Here is an 18,448-nt window from a genome sequence, read left to right as displayed (position 1 = left end):
CCGGATCTGTGACCGATTCAGCGAGCCAAAAGGGAGAGCGCTCGAAACCGTCCGCGAAAAAACCATCCAGCTTCTACATGAAGCAGATGCGTGCGGGTCTGGGTGCCGCCGGGTATGTGAAACACGAGACTTGGGTGCTTCCCGAAAACCGAAGCCTGCTCAAGCAGATGGAGAAACAGCTACGCCAACCGATCCTGGCTGGCTCATTCATGTCGGAGAATTACATGAGCGCAGGTAATAACTGGAACATCGATCGCCTCTACAGCGCCCTTCAGGCCCTCGACGAAGTGGTTTCGAACGACATCACCCTCTCCCTGGTTCAAGGTGCCGAGTCCAGCATCAAGCTGGACATGAACGAGTTCGGTGGCTTGCCGATTTACATCGCAGTGGTTGGCGATCAGATCATCGTCGATACCGTTCTGGTCGATGTCGAGTCCATCAACGACGTACCGGCATTCAACGATGCCGTTCTGCGCAGCCGGGAAATGTTCCCGCTGTCCTCGATCGGAATCGAGTCCATGCCCAACGGACAGATCGTTTACAACATGTTCGGCGCACTCAGCTCCGACTCCAGCCTGACCAACGTTGTGACCGAGGTCAAAACCCTCGTCGACAACGTCCAGCGCGCCAGCGAAGCCTTTGAACGTTTCTTCATCTAATTTTTCGGGAACAGGAAATATCCAATGACTCAGTCCATCTGGAGCAAATTGTTCACCGCGCTGCGTGGCGGTGCCAACGAAGTCGGCGAATCGATCGTCGACCAACAGGCCCTGCGCATCCTCGACCAGGAAATTCGCGATGCTGACAGCGCGCTGGCCAACGCCAAGCGTGAGCTGGTCACCATCATGGCCAAGCACAAACTGTCGGCTGATCGCGTCAGCGAGCACAACGCCAAGATCAAGGACCTGGAATCCAAGGCCCTGGCCGCGATCCAGGCTAACCGCGAAGACCTGGCACTGGAAGTGGCCGAAGCCATTTCGACCCTGACCAACGAACTGGATGTCGAGCAAAAGCAGGCCACCGAATTCGGCGGTTACGCGGACAACATGCGCAAAGACATCACCAAGGCCGAAAGCCGCATCAAAAGCCTGCGTCAGCAAGTGGACATGGCCAAGGCGCGTGAAAGCGTTCAGAAAGCCCAGGTCAGTGCTTCGATCGCCAGTGGCGGCGCCAACGGCAAGCTGGAAACTGCCGTCGGTACGCTGAACCGCCTGCAAGCCAAACAGCAGCAACGCGCCGCGGAACTGGAAGCCCAGGACCAACTGGCCGATGCATCGACCGGCACCGACCTGGAGCGCAAGCTGCGCGATGCCGGCATCACGCCGAACGAAGGCAGCGCCAATGCGATTCTGGAACGCCTGAAGAAAAAATCGGCTGAGTAACCGGCCCTGATGCCTGGCGCATAACCTGTGGGAGCGGGCTTGCTCGCGAAGAGGGAGTATCAGTCGACATCAATGTTGCCTGACACACCGCCTTCGCGAGCAAGCCCGCTCCCACATGGATTCGTTGCCATATTTTTTGCCGAATCGAGGTCACGGATGGATGCCCTGAAGGGTTTCAAGACAATCGCGGGCGTGGCCCTCTTCATGGTCGCGCTGCAACTGCTCAATGTGGCGACCGGCTACAGTCTTATTGCCTTCGGCCTGGTCCCGAGAACATGGCAGGGACTGGTCGGCATCATCACCTCGCCTTTCTTGCACGGGTCCTTTGCGCACCTGAGCACCAACCTGATTGCCTTTTTGATCCTCGGTACTTTGGTCATTGTCGAAGGGCTCAGCCGCTTCATGGCCGTCAGCACTATCATTATTCTGCTGGGCGGTTCGCTGGTCTGGCTGTTCGGTTTTGCAGGCGTTCACATCGGTGCCAGCGGATGGGTATTCGGGCTGTGGGCGTACCTCCTGTCGCGCGCCTGGTTCCAGAGGAGCTGGAGCAACCTGATAACAGCCAGTGTCGTGGTCCTGCTCTATGGTGGCCTGATTTTTGGCTTCCTTCCTCGCCAGGGCATGTCTTTCGAAGGGCATATCTTTGGTGCGATCTCCGGATTTATTGCAGCCAAGGTACTGTTATCTACGCCGCGCAGCAGGTTTAATGCCACCCGGTAACCGCACTTGAGCACTCAGACGCCAGAGCGATTACGTCGCCAGGAATGAGCCCCCACGGAGTCAGGGATGTAATGTCGATTTTCCTTTTATTGCGCACGTACGCCTCGTCCTTCTTCCATCGGTTCGGCTGGGCAGGCCTGACCATTGCGCTGGGTATACACATGAGCACGGCCTATATCGGCCTGGTGCTTCTGGGCGAACAACACCTCACCACCCCCGCCACGTTTACCTATTTCTATCTCACCACCACGCTCACCGTCGGCTATGGCGATCTTGCGCCACAGACAGCCGCGGGACGAATTTTCGTGGCTACCTGGGTCATGCTCGGGGGCATTGCGCTGCTGACGGCAGCCATCGGCAAAACCACCAGCAGTGTCATCGATGTATGGAGAAAAGGCATGAAAGGCAAAGGCGATTTCACCGGCAAGGTCGGCCATACCGTACTCATCGGCTGGGAAGGCGCGTCCAGCGAGCGGGTCATTGAATTATTGCTGCAGGACGAAACTTCCAATGACAACCTGATCGTCATTTGCGATTGCGACCTCGAAGAAAATCCCATGCCGGGCAAAGCGGACTTTATCAAAGGCGAAAGCCTGTCCTCTGCCGCGCTATTGCTGCGGGCCGGCGTTCCCGGTGCCGAACGCGTCCTGGTGCGAACCCATTCAGACGACCTGACCCTGGCCACCGTGCTGGCAGTCAATCAACTGAGCCCTGTCGGCCATGTGGTCGCCCACTTCAATGAAAGCGAAATCGCCGCCCTTGCCAGCGCCTACGCGCCCAGCCTGGAATGCACCTCGAGCATGGCCATCGAGATGTTGGTACGCGCCTCTCAGGATCCGGGCTCATCCGCGGTCATCAATGAATTGCTGTGCGTGGGTCAAGGCGCCACGCAGTACCTGATGAAACTGCCCGAGACCTTTGAAGCCACATTCGGCGATCTGTATGCACAGCTGAAAGAACAGCACAACGCGACCCTCATCGGCTACCGCGCCAAAGGCGCCCGACAGCCGTGGATCAATCCGCCCGGCACCACTCGCGTTGAGGGCGGCGAACTCTTCTACATCGCCTCCTCTCGCCTCAAGGAAATCACCAATGGGATGGTTTAAACAGTTGATGGGGCTTGAGGCCCCGAAAGCGAATACTGAATCGAAATGGGCAGCCAACGAAACCCTGCCCGCCATCGGTCCGCTGGGACTGGCATTGGGCAAAGAGGTGATGTTCGACACCACCCTGAAATTGTTGCTCGACGGTAACACCACCGTGGTCATCCCTGGCTCCCAACAGATCTGGAGCGCTGGCACGGTTGATCTCGGGCAGTCGACCTGGTTGTCACGCTATTACATGAACGACGAAGACTACTGGCTGCAAGTGCACACCACTGGCGACATCGCCGGCCAGGTCGAGTCGGTGATCCTGTTCAATTACCTCAGTTACGTCACCATCAACAGTGAAGCGGAGCTGCGTCGACTGGCCGGTCCTCAAAGCCTGATCGGCCTGCCGACCTACACCCACAACGGTGTCGAATACACCCGCGAATGGGGCACCGAGAACGGCCAGACAGAACTGGTGGCGCTGAGCGAACAGCTGAAAAACCCGGATGAGTCCTACAGCATCGAGCACCGTTCGATGCTGTATGCCCGCGAAACCGGCCTGACCGATCGCCGGGAATTCCTGCTGTTTTCCGTCGAAGAAGACGCCGAAGGCACCATCAGCTTGAGCACTTCGCTGGGCATTTCGTTGTACACCACTGACCTGAACACTTTTTAAATAAGGAAGAAGTCCATGCTTGAAGCGCTCTCCATCTCCCTGAACAAAGCCGCCGTGCTCGGGTTTGTGTTGTACATCCTCGGCGCCACCGTGCTGTTCGCACTGTTCCAATTCATCTACACCCGAATCACCCCGCACAGAGAGTTCGAACTGATCCGTTCTGGCAACGTTGCGGCCTCGATCGCACTGGGTGGCGCCATCATCGGTTTCGCCATTCCGGCCAGCAATGTGATCGCCTACTCGATCAGCATTCTGGACTTCGTCGTCTGGGCAGTGATCGCCGCTTTCGTACAACTGCTGGCTTTTCTGGTGACCAGCCTGGTGCTTAAAGGCGCCTCTGAACGGATTAAAAAAGGCGAGATCGCAGCGGGTATCTATGTCGCGGCAGTGGCCATCAGCGTCGGCATGTTGAACGCCGCCTGCATGACCCCTTCCCAGAACTGATTGCGCCACGGAGATCCCGATGAAACGAAGCAAGTACGTTCAGCTCTCGCTGGCCGCGTCGGTCGCCATGGCCATATCAGGTTGCGGGCAAGCGGAAAAGACCTACCCGGTGCAGAAGAAGTACAACTTCCAGTCCGTTCAGCAGTGCGCCGATGAAAAGCTCCCGGTGGACGTCTGCTCTGACGCCTACATGAGCGCCATGGCCGAGCACCGCCGCATCGCGCCGGTCTACGACAACCAGGCCGATTGCGATGCCGACTTTGTCGCCGACTGGTGCCAACAGGATTCCGCCGGCAAGTTCATCCCCAAGCTGGGTGGTTTCGAACTGACTGCCGATGGCGAGGTAACACAATCCCAAGTAGACGCAGCCAAGGCTCAATTACCCGCCTCGGAAGCCAACAGTGGAGGCTCCGGGTTCTCCGGCACCAGCCTGCTGACTGGCCTGCTGATCGGCAACATGCTGAGCAGCAACCGCAACAGCTACTTCTCCGAACCGGTCTACCGCTACCGCGATGATCGCGGCAACTACGGCTCCTCGACGCTCAACCAGCGGATTTCCAAAGGCTCAACCTTTACCAAGTCCAATCAGGCGAGGTATGGCAGCAGCAGCTACGCCGACTCAATCCGTTCCGGCAGCAAGCCGATGTCCGTTGCCTCATCCACCTCCCGTGGCGGCTTCGGCAGCAAAGCCAGCGCCCGCAGCGGTTGGGGTGGTTCGAGCAGCGCTGGCCGATCGAGCAGTTAAGGAACGAGCACCATGAAGAAGATCCTCTGCGCAGAGCGTCATGACTGGAAACAGACCGCCGAAAGTCTCGGCTTTCTGTTCCATACCATCGACGACGAACCCTATTGGGACGAGAGCGCGTATTACCAGTTCACGCTCAAACAGATCGAGAACGATCTCGAAGACCCGACCACCGAGATTCATGAGATGTGCATGGACCTGGTGGCCCGCGTGGTTCAGAGCGAGGAGCTGCTGGAGCGCCTGAGCATTCCCGCGCCATTCTTCGACATGGTTCGCACTTCATGGCTCGAAGGTCACCCGCACCTGTATGGGCGTATGGATTTCTCCTACAACGGCAGCGGGCCCGCCAAGTTGCTGGAACTCAACTACGACACGCCGACCAGCCTGTATGAGGCCGCGGCGTTTCAATGGGGCTGGCTGGAGCAATGCATCGAACGCGGCTTGCTGCCCAAGCATGCCGACCAGTTCAACAGCATCGACACCAAGCTGCATCAGGCCTTTGCCCAGCTGCAGCTCAAACAGCCCTTCTATTTCGCCTCGATGAAAGACTCGGTCGAAGACAAAGGCACCACCGACTACTTGCGCCTGATCGCGGAAAAGGTCGGCATCGAATCGCGACACATCGACATCGAAGACATCGGCCTCACCGCTGAAGGACGTTTCGTCGATTTAGAAGATCGCTGGATTCCTCACCTGTTCAAGCTGCATGCCTGGGAGTTCATCTTCCACGAGCCCTTTGGTGCAGCGATTGCCCAGAGCGACACCCAGTTTTTCGAGCCGGCCTGGAAATCCATCATCTCCAACAAGGGCATCCTGCCGCTGCTGTGGGAGTTCAACAAAGGTCACCCTAACCTGCTCGCGGCACACCTGGATGCCGACCCGAGCAAAGCGGTGCCCAAAGGCTGGGTGCGCAAACCGTTCTTCTCCCGGGAAGGCGCCAACATTGAGTTACAAACCGCTGAGGGTCTGATCGTAAAAGAGGACGGGCCCTACACCGATGCGCCATTTATCCTTCAGGAGTTCGCCCCACTGCCGAAGTTTGGCGACAGCTTTACGCTGGTGGGTTCCTGGGTTATCGGCGATCAGGCAGCCGGTATTGGTGTTCGGGAAGACAACAGTTTGATCACCAAGGACTCGAGCCGTTTCTTGCCGCACCTGATACTCGACTGACCCATCCATCGCCGGTGTGGACATAAGTACGATGTCCGCAAGACTTACGGCTGAAATACCGGATAATGGCGGCCATTCGTTTAGCCGTTATTCTGGTAATCCCCCATGGAAATCAAGGTCAACTTTCTCGACAACCTTCGACTTGAAGCCAAGTTCGATGACTTCACGGTGGTGGCCGATCAACCTATCCGCTACAAGGGCGATGGCTCGGCACCGGGTCCGTTCGATTACTTTCTGGCTTCGTCGGCGTTGTGTGCGGCTTATTTTGTGAAGTTGTACTGCGACACTCGCAGTATTCCCACAGATAACATCCGCCTGTCGCAGAACAACATTGTTGATCCGGAAAACCGCTACAACCAGATTTTCAAGATCCAGGTCGAGTTGCCGGCGGACATCTCCGACAAGGACCGCCAGGGCATCCTGCGTTCCATCGACCGTTGCACCGTGAAAAAAGTGGTGCAGGCCGGGCCTGAGTTTGTGATTGAAGAGGTGGAAAACCTCGACGCCGATGCCCAGGCGTTGTTGATGCCTGCGTCTAGTTCTGCGGCGAGCACCTATATTGCGGGCAAGGACCTGCCACTGGAGCAGACCATCGCCAATATGTCAGCCATTCTGGCGGACCTGGGCATGAAGATTGAAATCGCCTCGTGGCGCAATATCGTGCCCCATGTGTGGTCGCTGCATATCCGCGATGCGCACTCGCCGCTGTGCTTTACCAATGGCAAGGGGGCGACCAAAGAAGGCGCGTTGGCCTCGGCGTTGGGCGAGTTTATCGAGCGACTCAACTGCAACTTCTTCTACAACGACCAGTTCTGGGGCGAAGACATCGCCAACGCAGCGTTTGTGCACTACCCGGACGAACGCTGGTTCAAGCCTGGCCGAAAAGATGAGCTGCCAACGGAAATTCTCGACGAGTACTGCCTGAAGATTTACAACCGCGACGGCGAGTTGCGTGGTTCCCATCTGATCGATACCAACTCGGGCAATGAAGAGCGCGGCATCTGCTCGCTGCCGTACGTGCGCCAGTCGGACGGCGAGGTGGTGTATTTCCCGTCCAACCTGATTGAAAACCTGTTCCTGAGCAACGGCATGAGTGCCGGTAACACGCTGGCCGAAGCCCAGGTGCAGTGCCTGTCGGAGATCTTCGAACGCGCGGTAAAACGCGAAATCATCGAAGGCGAATTTGCACTGCCGGATGTGCCCGCCCACGTGCTGGCGAAGTACCCCGGGATACTGGCCGGTATTCAGGCGCTGGAAGCGCAAGGGTTTCCCGTGCTGGTGAAGGATGCGTCCCTGGGCGGTGAATTCCCGGTGATGTGCGTCACGTTGATGAACCCGCGTACCGGCGGTGTGTTCGCCTCGTTCGGCGCGCATCCGAGCCTGGAAGTGGCGCTGGAACGCAGCCTGACCGAATTGCTGCAGGGCCGCAGCTTCGAAGGCCTCAACGACTTGCCCCAGCCGACGTTTGAAGGGCATGCGGTGACCGAACCGAATAACTTCGTCGAGCACTTTATCGACTCCAGCGGCGTGGTGTCGTGGCGCTTCTTCAGTGCCAAATCGGATTACGAATTCGTGGAGTGGGACTTCTCCGGTCAGGGTGAAAACTCGAACGCCGAGGAAGCCGCGACCTTGTTCGGCATTCTCGAAGGCATGGGCAAGGAAGTGTACATGGCGGTCTACGAGCATATCGGCGCGAAGGCATGCCGCATCCTGGTGCCGAACTATTCGGAAATCTATCCCGCGGACGATCTGATCTGGGATAACACCAACAAAGCGCTGTTCTTCCGCGCCGATATCCTGAACCTGCATCGCCTGGACGAAGACGAACTGCAAGCGCTGGTTGAGCGTCTGGTGGAAAGTGAGCTGGACGACTACACCGACATCACCACCTTGATCGGCATCGAATTTGACGACAATACCGCGTGGGGTCAGCTGACGATCCTGGAGTTGAAGCTGCTGATTTATCTCGCCTTGCAGCGATTTGAAGAGGCGAAAGAGGCGGTGGAAATGTTCCTGCAGTACAACGACAACACGGTTGAGCGTGGCTTGTTCTACCAGGCCGTCAACGTGGTGCTGGAGATGAAGCTGGACGAAGACCTGGAGCTGGAAGACTACGAGGCCAATTTCCGCCGGATGTTTGGCAACGAGCGGACAGATGCAGCAATCGGATCGGTAGACGGCAGCGTGCGTTTCCATGGCTTGACGCCGACCAGCATGAAGCTGGAGGGGCTCGACAGGCACCTGCGATTGATTGATAGCTACAAGAAACTGCACTCGGCACGGGCCAATGTGGCCACTTTGTTCAGATAACAGCGCCCACAAAAAAGCGAAGCCAGATCACTGGCTTCGCTTTTTTTATTACTGACTGGATAGCTGCTTTTTAGAACGGGATATCGTCATCAAAGCTGTCGAAATCCGGAGCCGGCTGAGGAGCGGCCTGCTGCTGTGGAGCCGGACGCGACTGTTGCGGTGCCGACTGCTGCGGACGCGGAGCCTGTTGGCGTGGAGCCGGGGCGGACTGCTGGTAGTTATTGCCCCCGCCTTGTTGGTCGCCCTGCTGTGGACGGCCGCCCAGCAGCTGCATGGTGCCTTGCATGTCGACCACGATTTCAGTGGTGTAACGCTTGATACCGTCTTTTTCCCACTCGCGGGTCTGCAGCTTGCCTTCGATGTACACCTGCGAACCTTTACGCAGGTATTCGCCGGCAATTTCGGCAACCTTGCCGAACATCGAAACACGGTGCCATTCGGTCTTCTCGACCTTCTGACCGGTTTGCTTGTCGGTCCACTGTTCGCTGGTCGCCAGACTCAGGTTGGTCACGGCGTTACCGTTAGGCAAGTAGCGAACTTCGGGATCCTGGCCGCAAGTGCCGACCAATATGACTTTGTTAACCCCACGGGCCATAACGTTCTCCTAGGCTACGCACGCTGCCCCGGCCGGGTTGTTCACCAGGCGCTCAAGGGTGGTGCGATCCAATAGTTCTGTGTCCAATTTGATGTAAATCGCCGCTTCATCTTCGACGATCACTGCATCTGTTACCCCTACGACGGCCTTCAGGCGCTCGACCAGACCCGCTTCGCGGATCGCCTCGGGCGACAACGGCAAGCGCAGGCTCGTGACGTAAGGTGGTTCGCGCATGGTAACAGCAAAGGCCAGCCAGAGGGCAGCCAGGCCGGCGCATCCGAGGAATACAACCGACAAACCGCCGTGCTGGAACATCCAGCCGCCGAGGATCCCGCCCAGTGCCGAACCGAGGAACTGACTGGTGGAATATACCCCCATCGCTGTGCCCTTGCCGCCTGCCGGTGAAACCTTGCTGATCAACGATGGCAAGGAGGCTTCCAGCAGATTGAACGCGGTGAAGAACACCACCGTACCAATCACCAGAGCCCGCAAGCTGTCGCCGAACTGCCAGAAGAATAGCTCAGTGAACATCAGCGTCACGACGGCACCGAGCAAAACTCGTTTCATTTTGCGTCGCTTCTCGCCGTAGATAATGAACGGGATCATGGCGAAGAAGGAAATCAGCAACGCGGTCAGGTACACCCACCAATGCTGCTCTTTGGGCAGTCCGGCTTTTTCGACCAGGGCCAGGGGCAACGCAACGAAGCTCGACATCAACATCGCGTGCAACACAAAAATACCCAGATCCAGGCGCAGCAGGTCCGGATGCTTGAGTGTCGGTATCAGCGCCTGGCGCGCAACGCCGGACTCGCGGTGCTGCAACGGCCCGGTTGCACGCGGCACCATGAACATCACGATGACGATGCCAACCAGCGCCATGCCACCGGTGGCGAAGAACAACCCGGACAAACCGAAGACACGGGTCAGCAGCGGTCCTACAACCATGGCGACAGCGAACGACAGACCAATCGTCATGCCGATCATGGCCATGGCTTTGGTCCGATGCTGTTCCCGGGTCAGGTCTGACAGCAACGCCATCACCGCCGCAGAAATCGCCCCGGCACCTTGCAGGATGCGTCCGGCGATGACACCCCAGATCGAATCGGCATTGGCCGCCAGCACGCTGCCCAGGGCGAAGATGATCAGCCCCAGATAAATCACCGGACGTCGACCGATGCGGTCGGAAATGAAGCCAAAAGGAATCTGAAAGATCGCCTGGGTCAGGCCGTAAGCGCCAATCGCCAACCCGATGAGGGCCGGGGTCGCTCCTGCCAGGTCCATCCCATAGGTCGCCAGAACCGGCAACACCATGAACATGCCAAGCATACGGAAGGCGAACACCAGGGCCAGACCGCTTGCTGCGCGGGTCTCACTGCCACTCATGCGTTCGCTGTGGGGATCGTGCATGGAAAAACCTCATGTGAACCGGCGGCGATTCTACCAGTCCCATCGATTGACGGGGTATATCGCGACGCTATGACGCGTATAGATGACACAGTCTTCATGCAAGGCTGCGCCACCCTCATTTGATAGTGTGCATCCATCCAGTATTTGGCCGTATACTCCTACGTTTTCGACGCCCGCCGAGCGAGGCCACTTTGGACAAGATCCTGATTCGTGGGGCCCGAACCCACAACCTGAAGAACATCGACCTGACCCTGCCACGGGACAAACTGATCGTCATCACCGGCCTGTCCGGATCCGGCAAGTCGTCCCTGGCCTTCGACACGCTGTACGCCGAAGGCCAGCGCCGTTATGTCGAATCGCTGTCGGCTTACGCCCGGCAATTCCTGTCGATGATGGAAAAACCTGACGTCGACACCATTGAAGGTCTGTCGCCAGCGATCTCCATCGAACAGAAGTCGACCTCGCACAACCCGCGCTCGACGGTTGGCACCATTACCGAAATCTACGACTACCTGCGCCTGCTCTACGCTCGCGTCGGTATTCCGCGCTGCCCAGACCACGACATTCCGCTGGAAGCCCAGACCGTCAGCCAGATGGTCGACCTGGTGCTGGCACAACCGGAGGGCAGCAAACTGATGCTGCTGGCCCCGGTGATCCGCGAGCGCAAAGGCGAACATCTTTCGGTCTTCGAAGAACTGCGCGCCCAGGGTTTTGTGCGGGCCCGGGTCAATGGCAGGCTTTGTGAGCTGGACGAGTTGCCGAAGCTGGATAAACAGAAGAAGCATTCGATTGACGTCGTGGTCGACCGTTTCAAGGTCCGCGCTGATCTGCAACAACGCCTGGCCGAATCGTTCGAGACCGCGCTGAAACTGGCGGACGGTATTGCGCTGGTGGCGCCAATGGACGACGAGCCCGGCGAAGAAATCATCTTCTCCGCGCGCTTCGCCTGCCCAATCTGCGGCCACGCCATCAGCGAGCTGGAACCCAAGCTGTTTTCCTTCAACAACCCGGCCGGCGCCTGCCCGACCTGCGATGGTCTGGGGGTTAAACAGTTCTTCGACACCAAACGACTGGTGAACGGTGAACTGACCCTGGCCGAAGGTGCGATCCGCGGCTGGGACCGGCGCAACGTCTATTACTTCCAGATGCTTGGCTCGCTGGCCTCGCACTACAAGTTCAGCCTTGAAGTGCCGTTCAACGACCTGCCGGCCGATCAGCAGAAGTTCATCCTGCACGGCAGTGGCTCGCAGAACGTCGACTTCAAATACCTGAACGACCGTGGCGACATCGTCAAACGTTCGCACCCGTTCGAAGGCATCGTGCCGAACCTGGAACGCCGCTACCGCGAAACCGAATCGGCTTCGGTCCGTGAAGAACTGGCCAAATTCCTCAGCACCCAGCCCTGTCCGGATTGCCGCGGCACCCGTCTGCGTCGCGAGGCGCGGCACGTGTGGGTTGGCGAGAAGACCTTGCCGGCGGTGACCAATCTGCCGATTGGCGACGCCTGCGAATATTTCGGCGTACTGAAACTGACCGGTCGCCGTGGCGAAATTGCCGACAAGATTCTCAAGGAAATCCGCGAGCGTTTGCAGTTCCTGGTCAACGTTGGCCTGGACTATCTGTCACTGGATCGTAGTGCCGACACGCTGTCCGGCGGCGAAGCCCAGCGGATCCGTCTGGCCAGTCAGATTGGCGCCGGTTTGGTGGGGGTTCTGTACATTCTCGATGAACCATCGATCGGTCTGCATCAACGGGACAATGACCGATTGCTGGGCACCCTCAAACATCTTCGAGACATCGGCAACACGGTGATCGTGGTCGAGCACGACGAGGATGCGATTCGTCTGGCTGACTATGTGGTGGATATCGGCCCGGGCGCGGGTGTACACGGTGGGCATATCGTTGCCGAAGGTACGCCGGCCGAGGTCATGGCTCACCCTGATTCACTGACCGGCAAGTACCTCTCGGGTCGTGTAAAAATCGCAGTGCCAGCCAAACGCACGCCGCGTAACAAGAAGTTGTCGCTAGCCCTCAAGGGCGCTCGCGGCAACAATTTGCGCAATGTCGATCTGGAGATTCCGATCGGCCTGTTGACCTGCGTGACGGGTGTTTCCGGTTCAGGCAAGTCAACGCTGATCAACAACACACTGTTTCCTTTGAGCGCTACCGCACTCAATGGGGCAACGACCCTGGAAGCGGCTGCTCACGACAGCATTAAAGGCCTGGAACATCTGGACAAGGTTGTGGACATCGACCAGAGCCCGATCGGTCGCACACCGCGCTCCAACCCCGCGACCTATACCGGGCTGTTCACGCCGATTCGCGAGTTGTTCGCCGGTGTGCCGGAATCCCGCTCCCGCGGTTATGGGCCGGGGCGTTTCTCCTTCAACGTGAAGGGTGGTCGTTGCGAAGCCTGTCAGGGCGATGGCCTGATCAAGGTGGAAATGCACTTCCTGCCGGACATCTATGTCCCGTGCGACGTCTGCAAGAGCAAGCGTTACAACCGCGAGACGCTGGAGATCAAGTACAAGGGCAAGAGCATCCACGAAACCCTCGAGATGACTATCGAGGAAGCCCGGGTGTTCTTCGACGCCGTCCCAGCTTTGGCGCGCAAGCTTCAGACGCTGATGGACGTAGGCCTTTCGTACATCAAGCTGGGGCAATCGGCGACGACGCTGTCCGGCGGTGAAGCCCAGCGGGTGAAACTGTCTCGCGAGCTGTCCAAGCGTGATACCGGCAAGACGCTATACATCCTCGATGAGCCGACCACCGGCCTGCACTTTGCGGATATCCAGCAACTGCTCGACGTACTGCATCGTCTGCGCGACCACGGTAATACCGTGGTGGTGATCGAGCACAACCTGGACGTGATCAAGACCGCCGACTGGTTGGTGGACCTGGGGCCGGAAGGTGGTTCCAAGGGTGGACAGATCATTGCCGTCGGTACGCCAGAGGAAGTGTCGGAGATGAAGCAGTCGCATACCGGCTTCTACCTCAAGCCACTGCTGGAACGTGATCGGGCCTGAATCCGGCTCCAAAAAAAGCCCCTGTCACTTGCTCAGTGACAGGGGCTTTTTGTATCGGTGTAATCAGGCGTGGGATTGCAGGTAGTTCTCGAGACCGATCAACTTGATCAGACCCATCTGCTTTTCAAGCCAGTAGGTGTGGTCTTCTTCGGTGTCATGCAATTGAACCCGCAGCATCTCGCGGCTGACATAGTCCTTGTGCTGCTCGCAGAGTTCAATGCCCTTGCAGAGCGCGGCGCGGACTTTGTATTCCAGGCGCAGGTCAGCGGCGAGCATGTCCGGCACAGTGGTGCCCACATCAAGGTCGTCCGGACGCATGCGAGGCGTGCCTTCGAGCATCAGAATACGACGCATCAGGGCATCAGCGTGCCCGGCTTCTTCTTCCATCTCGTGGTTGATACGTTCGTAGAGCTTGGTGAAACCCCAGTCCTCATACATCCGCGAATGGACGAAATATTGATCACGGGCTGCCAGTTCGCCTGTCAGCAACGTGTTGAGGTAATCGATTACGTCTGGGTGACCTTGCATCGCCCTACATCTCCCTGCTTTAAAGTCTGTAGTTTGAACCAACCTGACTGGAAGGTCACTCGCCCGACGCTATAAAAGCGAAGATATTCTTAGAAAAGCAGCTTAAATAACGCAAAAACCGCCCAAATGAGGGCGGTTCTGCTTATCGTTTAGACTTAGTTAAGCTGTACGTTGAGTGCCTTTGCGATTGCTTCTCCATACGCCGGGTCGGCCTTGAAGAAATGCTGCAATTGGCGATCAACCACATCGCTGGAAACGCCTGCCATTGCGCCGGCAATGTTGTTGATCAGCAGTTGTTTCTGTTCCTCGCTCATCAAACGGAACAACGCACCGGCGTGGCTGTAGTAGTCGGTGTCTTCGCGATGATCGTAACGATCAGCCGCGCCGCTCAAGGCCAAAGCAGGTTCCGCGTAGCGCGGTGCCTGTTTCGGTGATTCTACGTAACTGTTCGGTTCGTAGTTCGGCGCTGCGCCGCCATTGGCGCCAAACGCCATGGAGCCGTCGCGCTGGTAAGTGTTGACCGGGCTGCGAGGCGCGTTCACCGGCAGTTGCTGGTGATTGGTCCCCACACGATAGCGGTGAGCGTCAGCGTAAGCGAACACGCGACCTTGCAGCATGCGGTCAGGCGACAGACCGACACCCGGGACCATGTTGCTCGGGCCGAACGCCGCCTGCTCGACTTCAGCGAAGTAGTTCAGCGGATTGCGGTTGAGTTCAAGCTCACCCACCTCGATCAATGGGAACTCTTTCTGCGACCAGGTCTTGGTCACGTCGAACGGGTTCTCGTAGTGAGCCGCAGCCTGAGCCTCGGTCATGATCTGGATATTGACACTCCATTTCGGGAAATCACCGCGCTCAATGGCGCCGAACAGATCACGTTGCGCGTAATCCGGATCGGTACCCGCCAGGCGTGCTGCTTCTGCCGGAGCGAGGTTCTTGATCCCTTGCCTGGTTTTGTAGTGCCACTTCACCCAGTGGCGTTCGCCATTGGCGTTGATCAGGCTGTAGGTGTGACTGCCGAAGCCATGCATGTGGCGATAGCCGTCAGGGATGCCGCGGTCCGAGAACAAAATGGTGATCTGGTGCAATGCCTCAGGCGAGTGCGACCAGAAATCCCACATCATCTGCGCGCTTTTCAGGTTGCTTTGCGGCAGGCGTTTCTGGGTATGGATGAAGTCAGGGAATTTCAGCGGATCACGAATGAAGAACACCGGCGTGTTGTTACCGACGATGTCCCAGTTGCCTTCTTCTGTGTAGAACTTCAGGGCAAAACCGCGGGGATCACGCTCGGTGTCAGCCGAACCGCGTTCGCCGCCCACAGTGGAGAATCGCAAGAATGTCGGGGTTTGTTTGCCGACGGACTCAAACAGCTTGGCACTGGTGTACTGAGTGATGTCGCGAGTCACGGTGAACGTACCGTAAGCACCCGAACCTTTAGCGTGTACACGACGCTCAGGGATGTTTTCACGGTTGAAATGAGCAAGCTTCTCGATCAGGTGGAAATCGTCGAGCAGCAAAGGACCACGAGGGCCGGCGGAGCGGGAATTCTGGTTGTCGGCGACAGGAGCGCCACTGGCGGTCGTAAGCGTTTTGTTTTGGCTCATGCGATCTCATCCTCTGTCAGTTTTGGAACTGCCGGCTAATCGGCGTGGGAAGGAGTATTGACCATCAATCATGGCACCTACAAATTCATTAATTTGCAGACATCAATAGAAAAATACTACCAACAATCCCCCTCATATACTGAAGGCATGAACCGCAAGGAAGCTTGTACAAACAGCGCGTTTCTTACACGCACAAAAAACCGGGCACTAGGCCCGGTTCTTTGTTTCAGACTGACGTCTTACTCAGCGGATACAGCTTCACCGCCGACAGGACGATCAACCAACTCGACGTACGCCATAGGCGCGTTGTCGCCAGTGCGGAAGCCGCACTTGAGGATGCGCAGGTAGCCACCCTCACGGGTAGCGTAACGCTTGCCCAGGTCGTTGAAGAGCTTACCAACGATAGCTTTCGAACGAGTACGGTCGAAAGCCAGACGGCGGTTAGCCAGACTGTCTGTCTTGGCCAAAGTGATCAGCGGCTCAGCAACGCGACGCAGTTCTTTGGCTTTTGGCAGTGTAGTTTTGATCAGCTCGTGCTCGAACAGCGACACCGCCATGTTTTGAAACATGGCCTTGCGGTGCGAGCTGGTGCGGCTCAGGTGACGACCACTTTTACGATGACGCATGGTTCATTCCTTACCAAACACAACGTTCGGTGATTACGACGATCAGGCAGTCGCCTTGTCGTCCTTCTTAAGACTTGCAGGCGGCCAGTTGTCGAGGCGCATGCCGAGGGACAGACCGCGGGAGGCCAGAACGTCCTTGATTTCAGTCAAGGATTTCTTGCCAAGGTTCGGAGTCTTCAACAGCTCTACTTCGGTACGCTGAATCAGGTCACCGATGTAGTAGATGTTTTCCGCCTTAAGGCAGTTAGCCGAACGTACAGTCAGTTCCAGATCGTCAACCGGGCGAAGCAGGATCGGATCGATCTCGTCTTCCTGCTCGACAACCACTGGCTCACTGTCACCTTTGAGATCGACGAACGCAGCCAACTGCTGTTGCAGAATGGTTGCAGCACGGCGGATAGCCTCTTCAGGATCCAGGGTACCGTTGGTTTCCAGATCAATAACCAGCTTGTCCAGGTTAGTACGCTGTTCGACACGGGCGTTTTCCACCACGTAAGCGATACGGCGAACCGGGCTGAACGAAGAGTCAAGCTGCAAGCGACCGATGCTGCGGCTTTCGTCTTCATCGCTCTGACGCGAGTCTGCCGGTTCATAACCACGACCACGAGCTACGGTGAGCTTCATGTTCAGGGCGCCGTTAGACGCCAGGTTAGCGATTACGTGATCGGGGTTAACGATCTCGACATCATGATCCAGCTGAATATCGGCAGCGGTAACCACCCCCGAACCCTTCTTCGACAAGGTCAGCGTAACTTCGTCTCGACCGTGCAGCTTGATAGCCAGACCTTTAAGGTTCAACAGGATTTCAATTACGTCTTCCTGTACACCTTCGATGGCGCTGTACTCATGGAGCACACCGTCAATCTCGGCCTCGACTACTGCACAGCCGGGCATTGAGGACAACAGGATGCGGCGCAGCGCGTTGCCCAGGGTGTGGCCAAAACCACGCTCGAGAGGCTCGAGAGTGATCTTGGCGCGGGTTGGACTGACAACCTGCACATCAATATGGCGGGGTGTCAGGAACTCATTTACCGAAATCTGCATGGATGCACCTATTTTCTAGCCCTTACTTGGAGTAGAGCTCGACAATCAGGCTTTCGTTGATGTCGGCGGACAGATCACTGCGAGCAGGAACGTTCTTGAAAACGCCCGACTTCTTCTCAGTGTCTACTTCTACCCATTCTACGCGGCCACGTTGGGCACACAGATCGAGAGCTTGGACAATGCGAAGTTGGTTCTTTGCTTTCTCGCGAACTGCGACCACGTCACCAGCACGAACCTGGTAAGACGGAACGTTTACGGTCTGACCGTTAACGCTGATCGACTTGTGCGATACCAGCTGACGGGATTCGGCACGAGTAGAGCCAAAACCCATACGGTATACAACGTTGTCCAGACGGCATTCGAGCAGCTGCAACAGGTTTTCGCCAGTTGCGCCTTTCTTGCCAGCAGCTTCTTTGTAGTAGCCGCTGAATTGACGCTCGAGAACGCCGTAGATACGACGGACCTTCTGCTTTTCACGCAGTTGGGTGCCGTAATCGGACTGGCGACCGCGGCGTTGGCCGTGGATACCAGGTGCTGCTTCGATGTTGCACTTCGATTCGATCGCGCGCACGCCGCTCTTCAGAAAGAGATCGGTGCCTTCGCGACGAGCGAGTTTGCATTTTGGACCAATGTAACGAGCCATTCTTTACAATCTCCTGGATTACACGCGGCGCTTCTTCGGCGGACGGCACCCGTTGTGCGGGATTGGCGTCACGTCGGTGATGCTGGCGATCTTGTAGCCACAGCCGTTCAAAGCGCGGACTGCAGATTCACGACCTGGGCCTGGACCTTTGACGTTAACGTCGAGGTTTTTCAGGCCGTATTCCAGCGCAGCTTGACCAGCACGTTCAGCAGCTACTTGAGCAGCGAACGGGGTGGACTTGCGGGAACCGCGGAAACCCGAACCACCGGAGGTAGCCCAGGAAAGAGCGTTGCCTTGACGGTCGGTGATGGTCACGATTGTGTTGTTAAAAGAAGCATGGATGTGGGCGATGCCATCAACCACTGTCTTTTTAACTTTTTTACGAGGACGAGCAGCAGGTTTAGCCATGATTAATTTCCTGTCGATTCGCTGGGGCG

18 protein-coding genes are annotated in these 18,448 nt (G+C 57.4%); 10 read left to right on the top strand and 8 right to left on the bottom strand.

The features are described 5' to 3' along the window. Positions 1-77: 77 nt before the first annotated feature. From AB7M26_RS08800 to AB7M26_RS08760, 9 genes are all read left to right on the top strand, one after another. Positions 78-659: a YjfI family protein gene (locus tag AB7M26_RS08800; protein WP_123498463.1), complete on the top strand. Its 582-nt coding sequence runs from the start codon at positions 78-80 to the stop codon at positions 657-659. A 24-nt stretch (positions 660-683) separates the two neighbouring features. Next, positions 684-1,382, top strand: a complete 699-nt coding sequence (locus AB7M26_RS08795; protein ID WP_123498461.1) for a PspA/IM30 family protein — start codon at positions 684-686, stop codon at positions 1,380-1,382. A 156-nt stretch (positions 1,383-1,538) separates the two neighbouring features. After that, positions 1,539-2,102 carry a rhomboid family intramembrane serine protease gene (locus tag AB7M26_RS08790; RefSeq protein WP_123498456.1) on the top strand — a complete coding sequence of 188 codons (564 nt, stop codon included), beginning with the start codon at positions 1,539-1,541 and terminating at the stop codon, positions 2,100-2,102. 71 nt (positions 2,103-2,173) lie between these two features. Next, the gene (locus AB7M26_RS08785) at positions 2,174-3,208 is read left to right on the top strand and encodes an ion channel (protein ID WP_123498454.1); all 1,035 of its coding nucleotides are present in this window, start codon (positions 2,174-2,176) and stop codon (positions 3,206-3,208) included. Further along, positions 3,195-3,869 carry a DUF2491 family protein gene (locus AB7M26_RS08780; protein ID WP_123498452.1) on the top strand — a complete coding sequence of 225 codons (675 nt, stop codon included), beginning with the start codon at positions 3,195-3,197 and terminating at the stop codon, positions 3,867-3,869. The genes AB7M26_RS08785 and AB7M26_RS08780 overlap by 14 nt, the downstream gene beginning before the upstream one ends. Positions 3,870-3,884: 15 nt before the next feature. Continuing rightward, complete coding sequence (locus tag AB7M26_RS08775; protein ID WP_123498450.1) at positions 3,885-4,313, top strand: DUF350 domain-containing protein; 429 nt, start codon at positions 3,885-3,887, stop codon at positions 4,311-4,313. 19 nt (positions 4,314-4,332) lie between these two features. Beyond that, entirely contained in the window at positions 4,333-5,058 is a 726-nt protein-coding gene (locus AB7M26_RS08770; protein WP_007896804.1) for a DUF1190 domain-containing protein, read from the top strand. Between the two features lie 12 nt (positions 5,059-5,070). Then, a complete protein-coding gene (locus tag AB7M26_RS08765) occupies positions 5,071-6,228 on the top strand; it encodes a glutathionylspermidine synthase family protein (RefSeq protein ID WP_123498448.1) in 1,158 nt (385 codons plus the stop codon). Between the two features lie 105 nt (positions 6,229-6,333). Beyond that, entirely contained in the window at positions 6,334-8,538 is a 2,205-nt protein-coding gene (locus tag AB7M26_RS08760; RefSeq protein ID WP_123498446.1) for an OsmC domain/YcaO domain-containing protein, read from the top strand. A 70-nt stretch (positions 8,539-8,608) separates the two neighbouring features. Here AB7M26_RS08760 and AB7M26_RS08755 read toward each other — a convergent pair whose 3' ends face one another. Both AB7M26_RS08755 and AB7M26_RS08750 read right to left on the bottom strand, forming a co-directional pair. Next, complete coding sequence (locus AB7M26_RS08755; RefSeq protein WP_007896798.1) at positions 8,609-9,133, bottom strand: single-stranded DNA-binding protein; 525 nt, start codon at positions 9,131-9,133, stop codon at positions 8,609-8,611. A gap of 9 nt (positions 9,134-9,142) precedes the next feature. Continuing rightward, positions 9,143-10,540 carry an MFS transporter gene (locus AB7M26_RS08750; protein WP_038981318.1) on the bottom strand — a complete coding sequence of 466 codons (1,398 nt, stop codon included), beginning with the start codon at positions 10,538-10,540 and terminating at the stop codon, positions 9,143-9,145. 191 nt (positions 10,541-10,731) lie between these two features. Here AB7M26_RS08750 and uvrA point away from each other — a divergent pair, with 191 nt between their 5' ends. Next, on the top strand, positions 10,732-13,566 hold the full coding sequence (uvrA, locus tag AB7M26_RS08745; RefSeq protein ID WP_008008903.1) for an excinuclease ABC subunit UvrA: 2,835 nt from the start codon (positions 10,732-10,734) through the stop codon (positions 13,564-13,566). Between the two features lie 63 nt (positions 13,567-13,629). Here the strand turns inward: uvrA and bfr are convergent, their stop codons facing one another. The 6 genes from bfr to rpsK all read right to left on the bottom strand — a co-directional run bounded on the left by bfr (position 13,630) and on the right by rpsK (position 18,419). After that, on the bottom strand, positions 13,630-14,094 hold the full coding sequence (bfr, locus tag AB7M26_RS08740; RefSeq protein WP_007896795.1) for a bacterioferritin: 465 nt from the start codon (positions 14,092-14,094) through the stop codon (positions 13,630-13,632). Positions 14,095-14,249: 155 nt separating this feature from the next. Next, positions 14,250-15,698, bottom strand: coding sequence for a catalase (locus tag AB7M26_RS08735; protein ID WP_123498444.1), 1,449 nt, complete (start codon positions 15,696-15,698; stop codon positions 14,250-14,252). Between the two features lie 239 nt (positions 15,699-15,937). Then, positions 15,938-16,324 (bottom strand): 50S ribosomal protein L17, encoded by a 387-nt coding sequence (gene rplQ / locus AB7M26_RS08730; RefSeq protein WP_007896790.1) that lies wholly within the window; start codon positions 16,322-16,324, stop codon positions 15,938-15,940. 42 nt (positions 16,325-16,366) lie between these two features. Further along, positions 16,367-17,368, bottom strand: coding sequence for a DNA-directed RNA polymerase subunit alpha (locus tag AB7M26_RS08725; RefSeq protein ID WP_003186012.1), 1,002 nt, complete (start codon positions 17,366-17,368; stop codon positions 16,367-16,369). A gap of 22 nt (positions 17,369-17,390) precedes the next feature. Then, positions 17,391-18,011 carry a 30S ribosomal protein S4 gene (rpsD, locus tag AB7M26_RS08720; protein ID WP_003176404.1) on the bottom strand — a complete coding sequence of 207 codons (621 nt, stop codon included), beginning with the start codon at positions 18,009-18,011 and terminating at the stop codon, positions 17,391-17,393. An 18-nt stretch (positions 18,012-18,029) separates the two neighbouring features. After that, positions 18,030-18,419 (bottom strand): 30S ribosomal protein S11, encoded by a 390-nt coding sequence (rpsK, locus tag AB7M26_RS08715; RefSeq protein ID WP_002555466.1) that lies wholly within the window; start codon positions 18,417-18,419, stop codon positions 18,030-18,032. Positions 18,420-18,448 lie beyond the last annotated feature (29 nt).

The organism is Pseudomonas sp. F-14 TE3482 (assembly GCF_053629455.1).
Note: the sequence above shows the minus strand (reverse complement) of the source record. Positions and strands in the feature narration are given on the sequence as shown.

Coding starts and splice junctions, on each gene's coding strand:
- AB7M26_RS08735 (WP_123498444.1), bottom strand. CDS start 15,698: ATGAGCCAAAACAAAACGCTTACGACCGCCAGTGGCGCTCCTGTCGCC.
- AB7M26_RS08790 (WP_123498456.1), top strand. CDS start 1,539: ATGGATGCCCTGAAGGGTTTCAAGACAATCGCGGGCGTGGCCCTCTTC.
- bfr (WP_007896795.1), bottom strand. CDS start 14,094: ATGCAAGGTCACCCAGACGTAATCGATTACCTCAACACGTTGCTGACA.
- AB7M26_RS08750 (WP_038981318.1), bottom strand. CDS start 10,540: ATGCACGATCCCCACAGCGAACGCATGAGTGGCAGTGAGACCCGCGCA.
- AB7M26_RS08755 (WP_007896798.1), bottom strand. CDS start 9,133: ATGGCCCGTGGGGTTAACAAAGTCATATTGGTCGGCACTTGCGGCCAG.
- AB7M26_RS08780 (WP_123498452.1), top strand. CDS start 3,195: ATGGGATGGTTTAAACAGTTGATGGGGCTTGAGGCCCCGAAAGCGAAT.
- AB7M26_RS08785 (WP_123498454.1), top strand. CDS start 2,174: ATGTCGATTTTCCTTTTATTGCGCACGTACGCCTCGTCCTTCTTCCAT.
- AB7M26_RS08775 (WP_123498450.1), top strand. CDS start 3,885: ATGCTTGAAGCGCTCTCCATCTCCCTGAACAAAGCCGCCGTGCTCGGG.
- rpsK (WP_002555466.1), bottom strand. CDS start 18,419: ATGGCTAAACCTGCTGCTCGTCCTCGTAAAAAAGTTAAAAAGACAGTG.
- AB7M26_RS08795 (WP_123498461.1), top strand. CDS start 684: ATGACTCAGTCCATCTGGAGCAAATTGTTCACCGCGCTGCGTGGCGGT.
- AB7M26_RS08765 (WP_123498448.1), top strand. CDS start 5,071: ATGAAGAAGATCCTCTGCGCAGAGCGTCATGACTGGAAACAGACCGCC.
- rplQ (WP_007896790.1), bottom strand. CDS start 16,324: ATGCGTCATCGTAAAAGTGGTCGTCACCTGAGCCGCACCAGCTCGCAC.
- AB7M26_RS08725 (WP_003186012.1), bottom strand. CDS start 17,368: ATGCAGATTTCGGTAAATGAGTTCCTGACACCCCGCCATATTGATGTG.
- AB7M26_RS08800 (WP_123498463.1), top strand. CDS start 78: ATGAAGCAGATGCGTGCGGGTCTGGGTGCCGCCGGGTATGTGAAACAC.
- rpsD (WP_003176404.1), bottom strand. CDS start 18,011: ATGGCTCGTTACATTGGTCCAAAATGCAAACTCGCTCGTCGCGAAGGC.
- AB7M26_RS08770 (WP_007896804.1), top strand. CDS start 4,333: ATGAAACGAAGCAAGTACGTTCAGCTCTCGCTGGCCGCGTCGGTCGCC.
- AB7M26_RS08760 (WP_123498446.1), top strand. CDS start 6,334: ATGGAAATCAAGGTCAACTTTCTCGACAACCTTCGACTTGAAGCCAAG.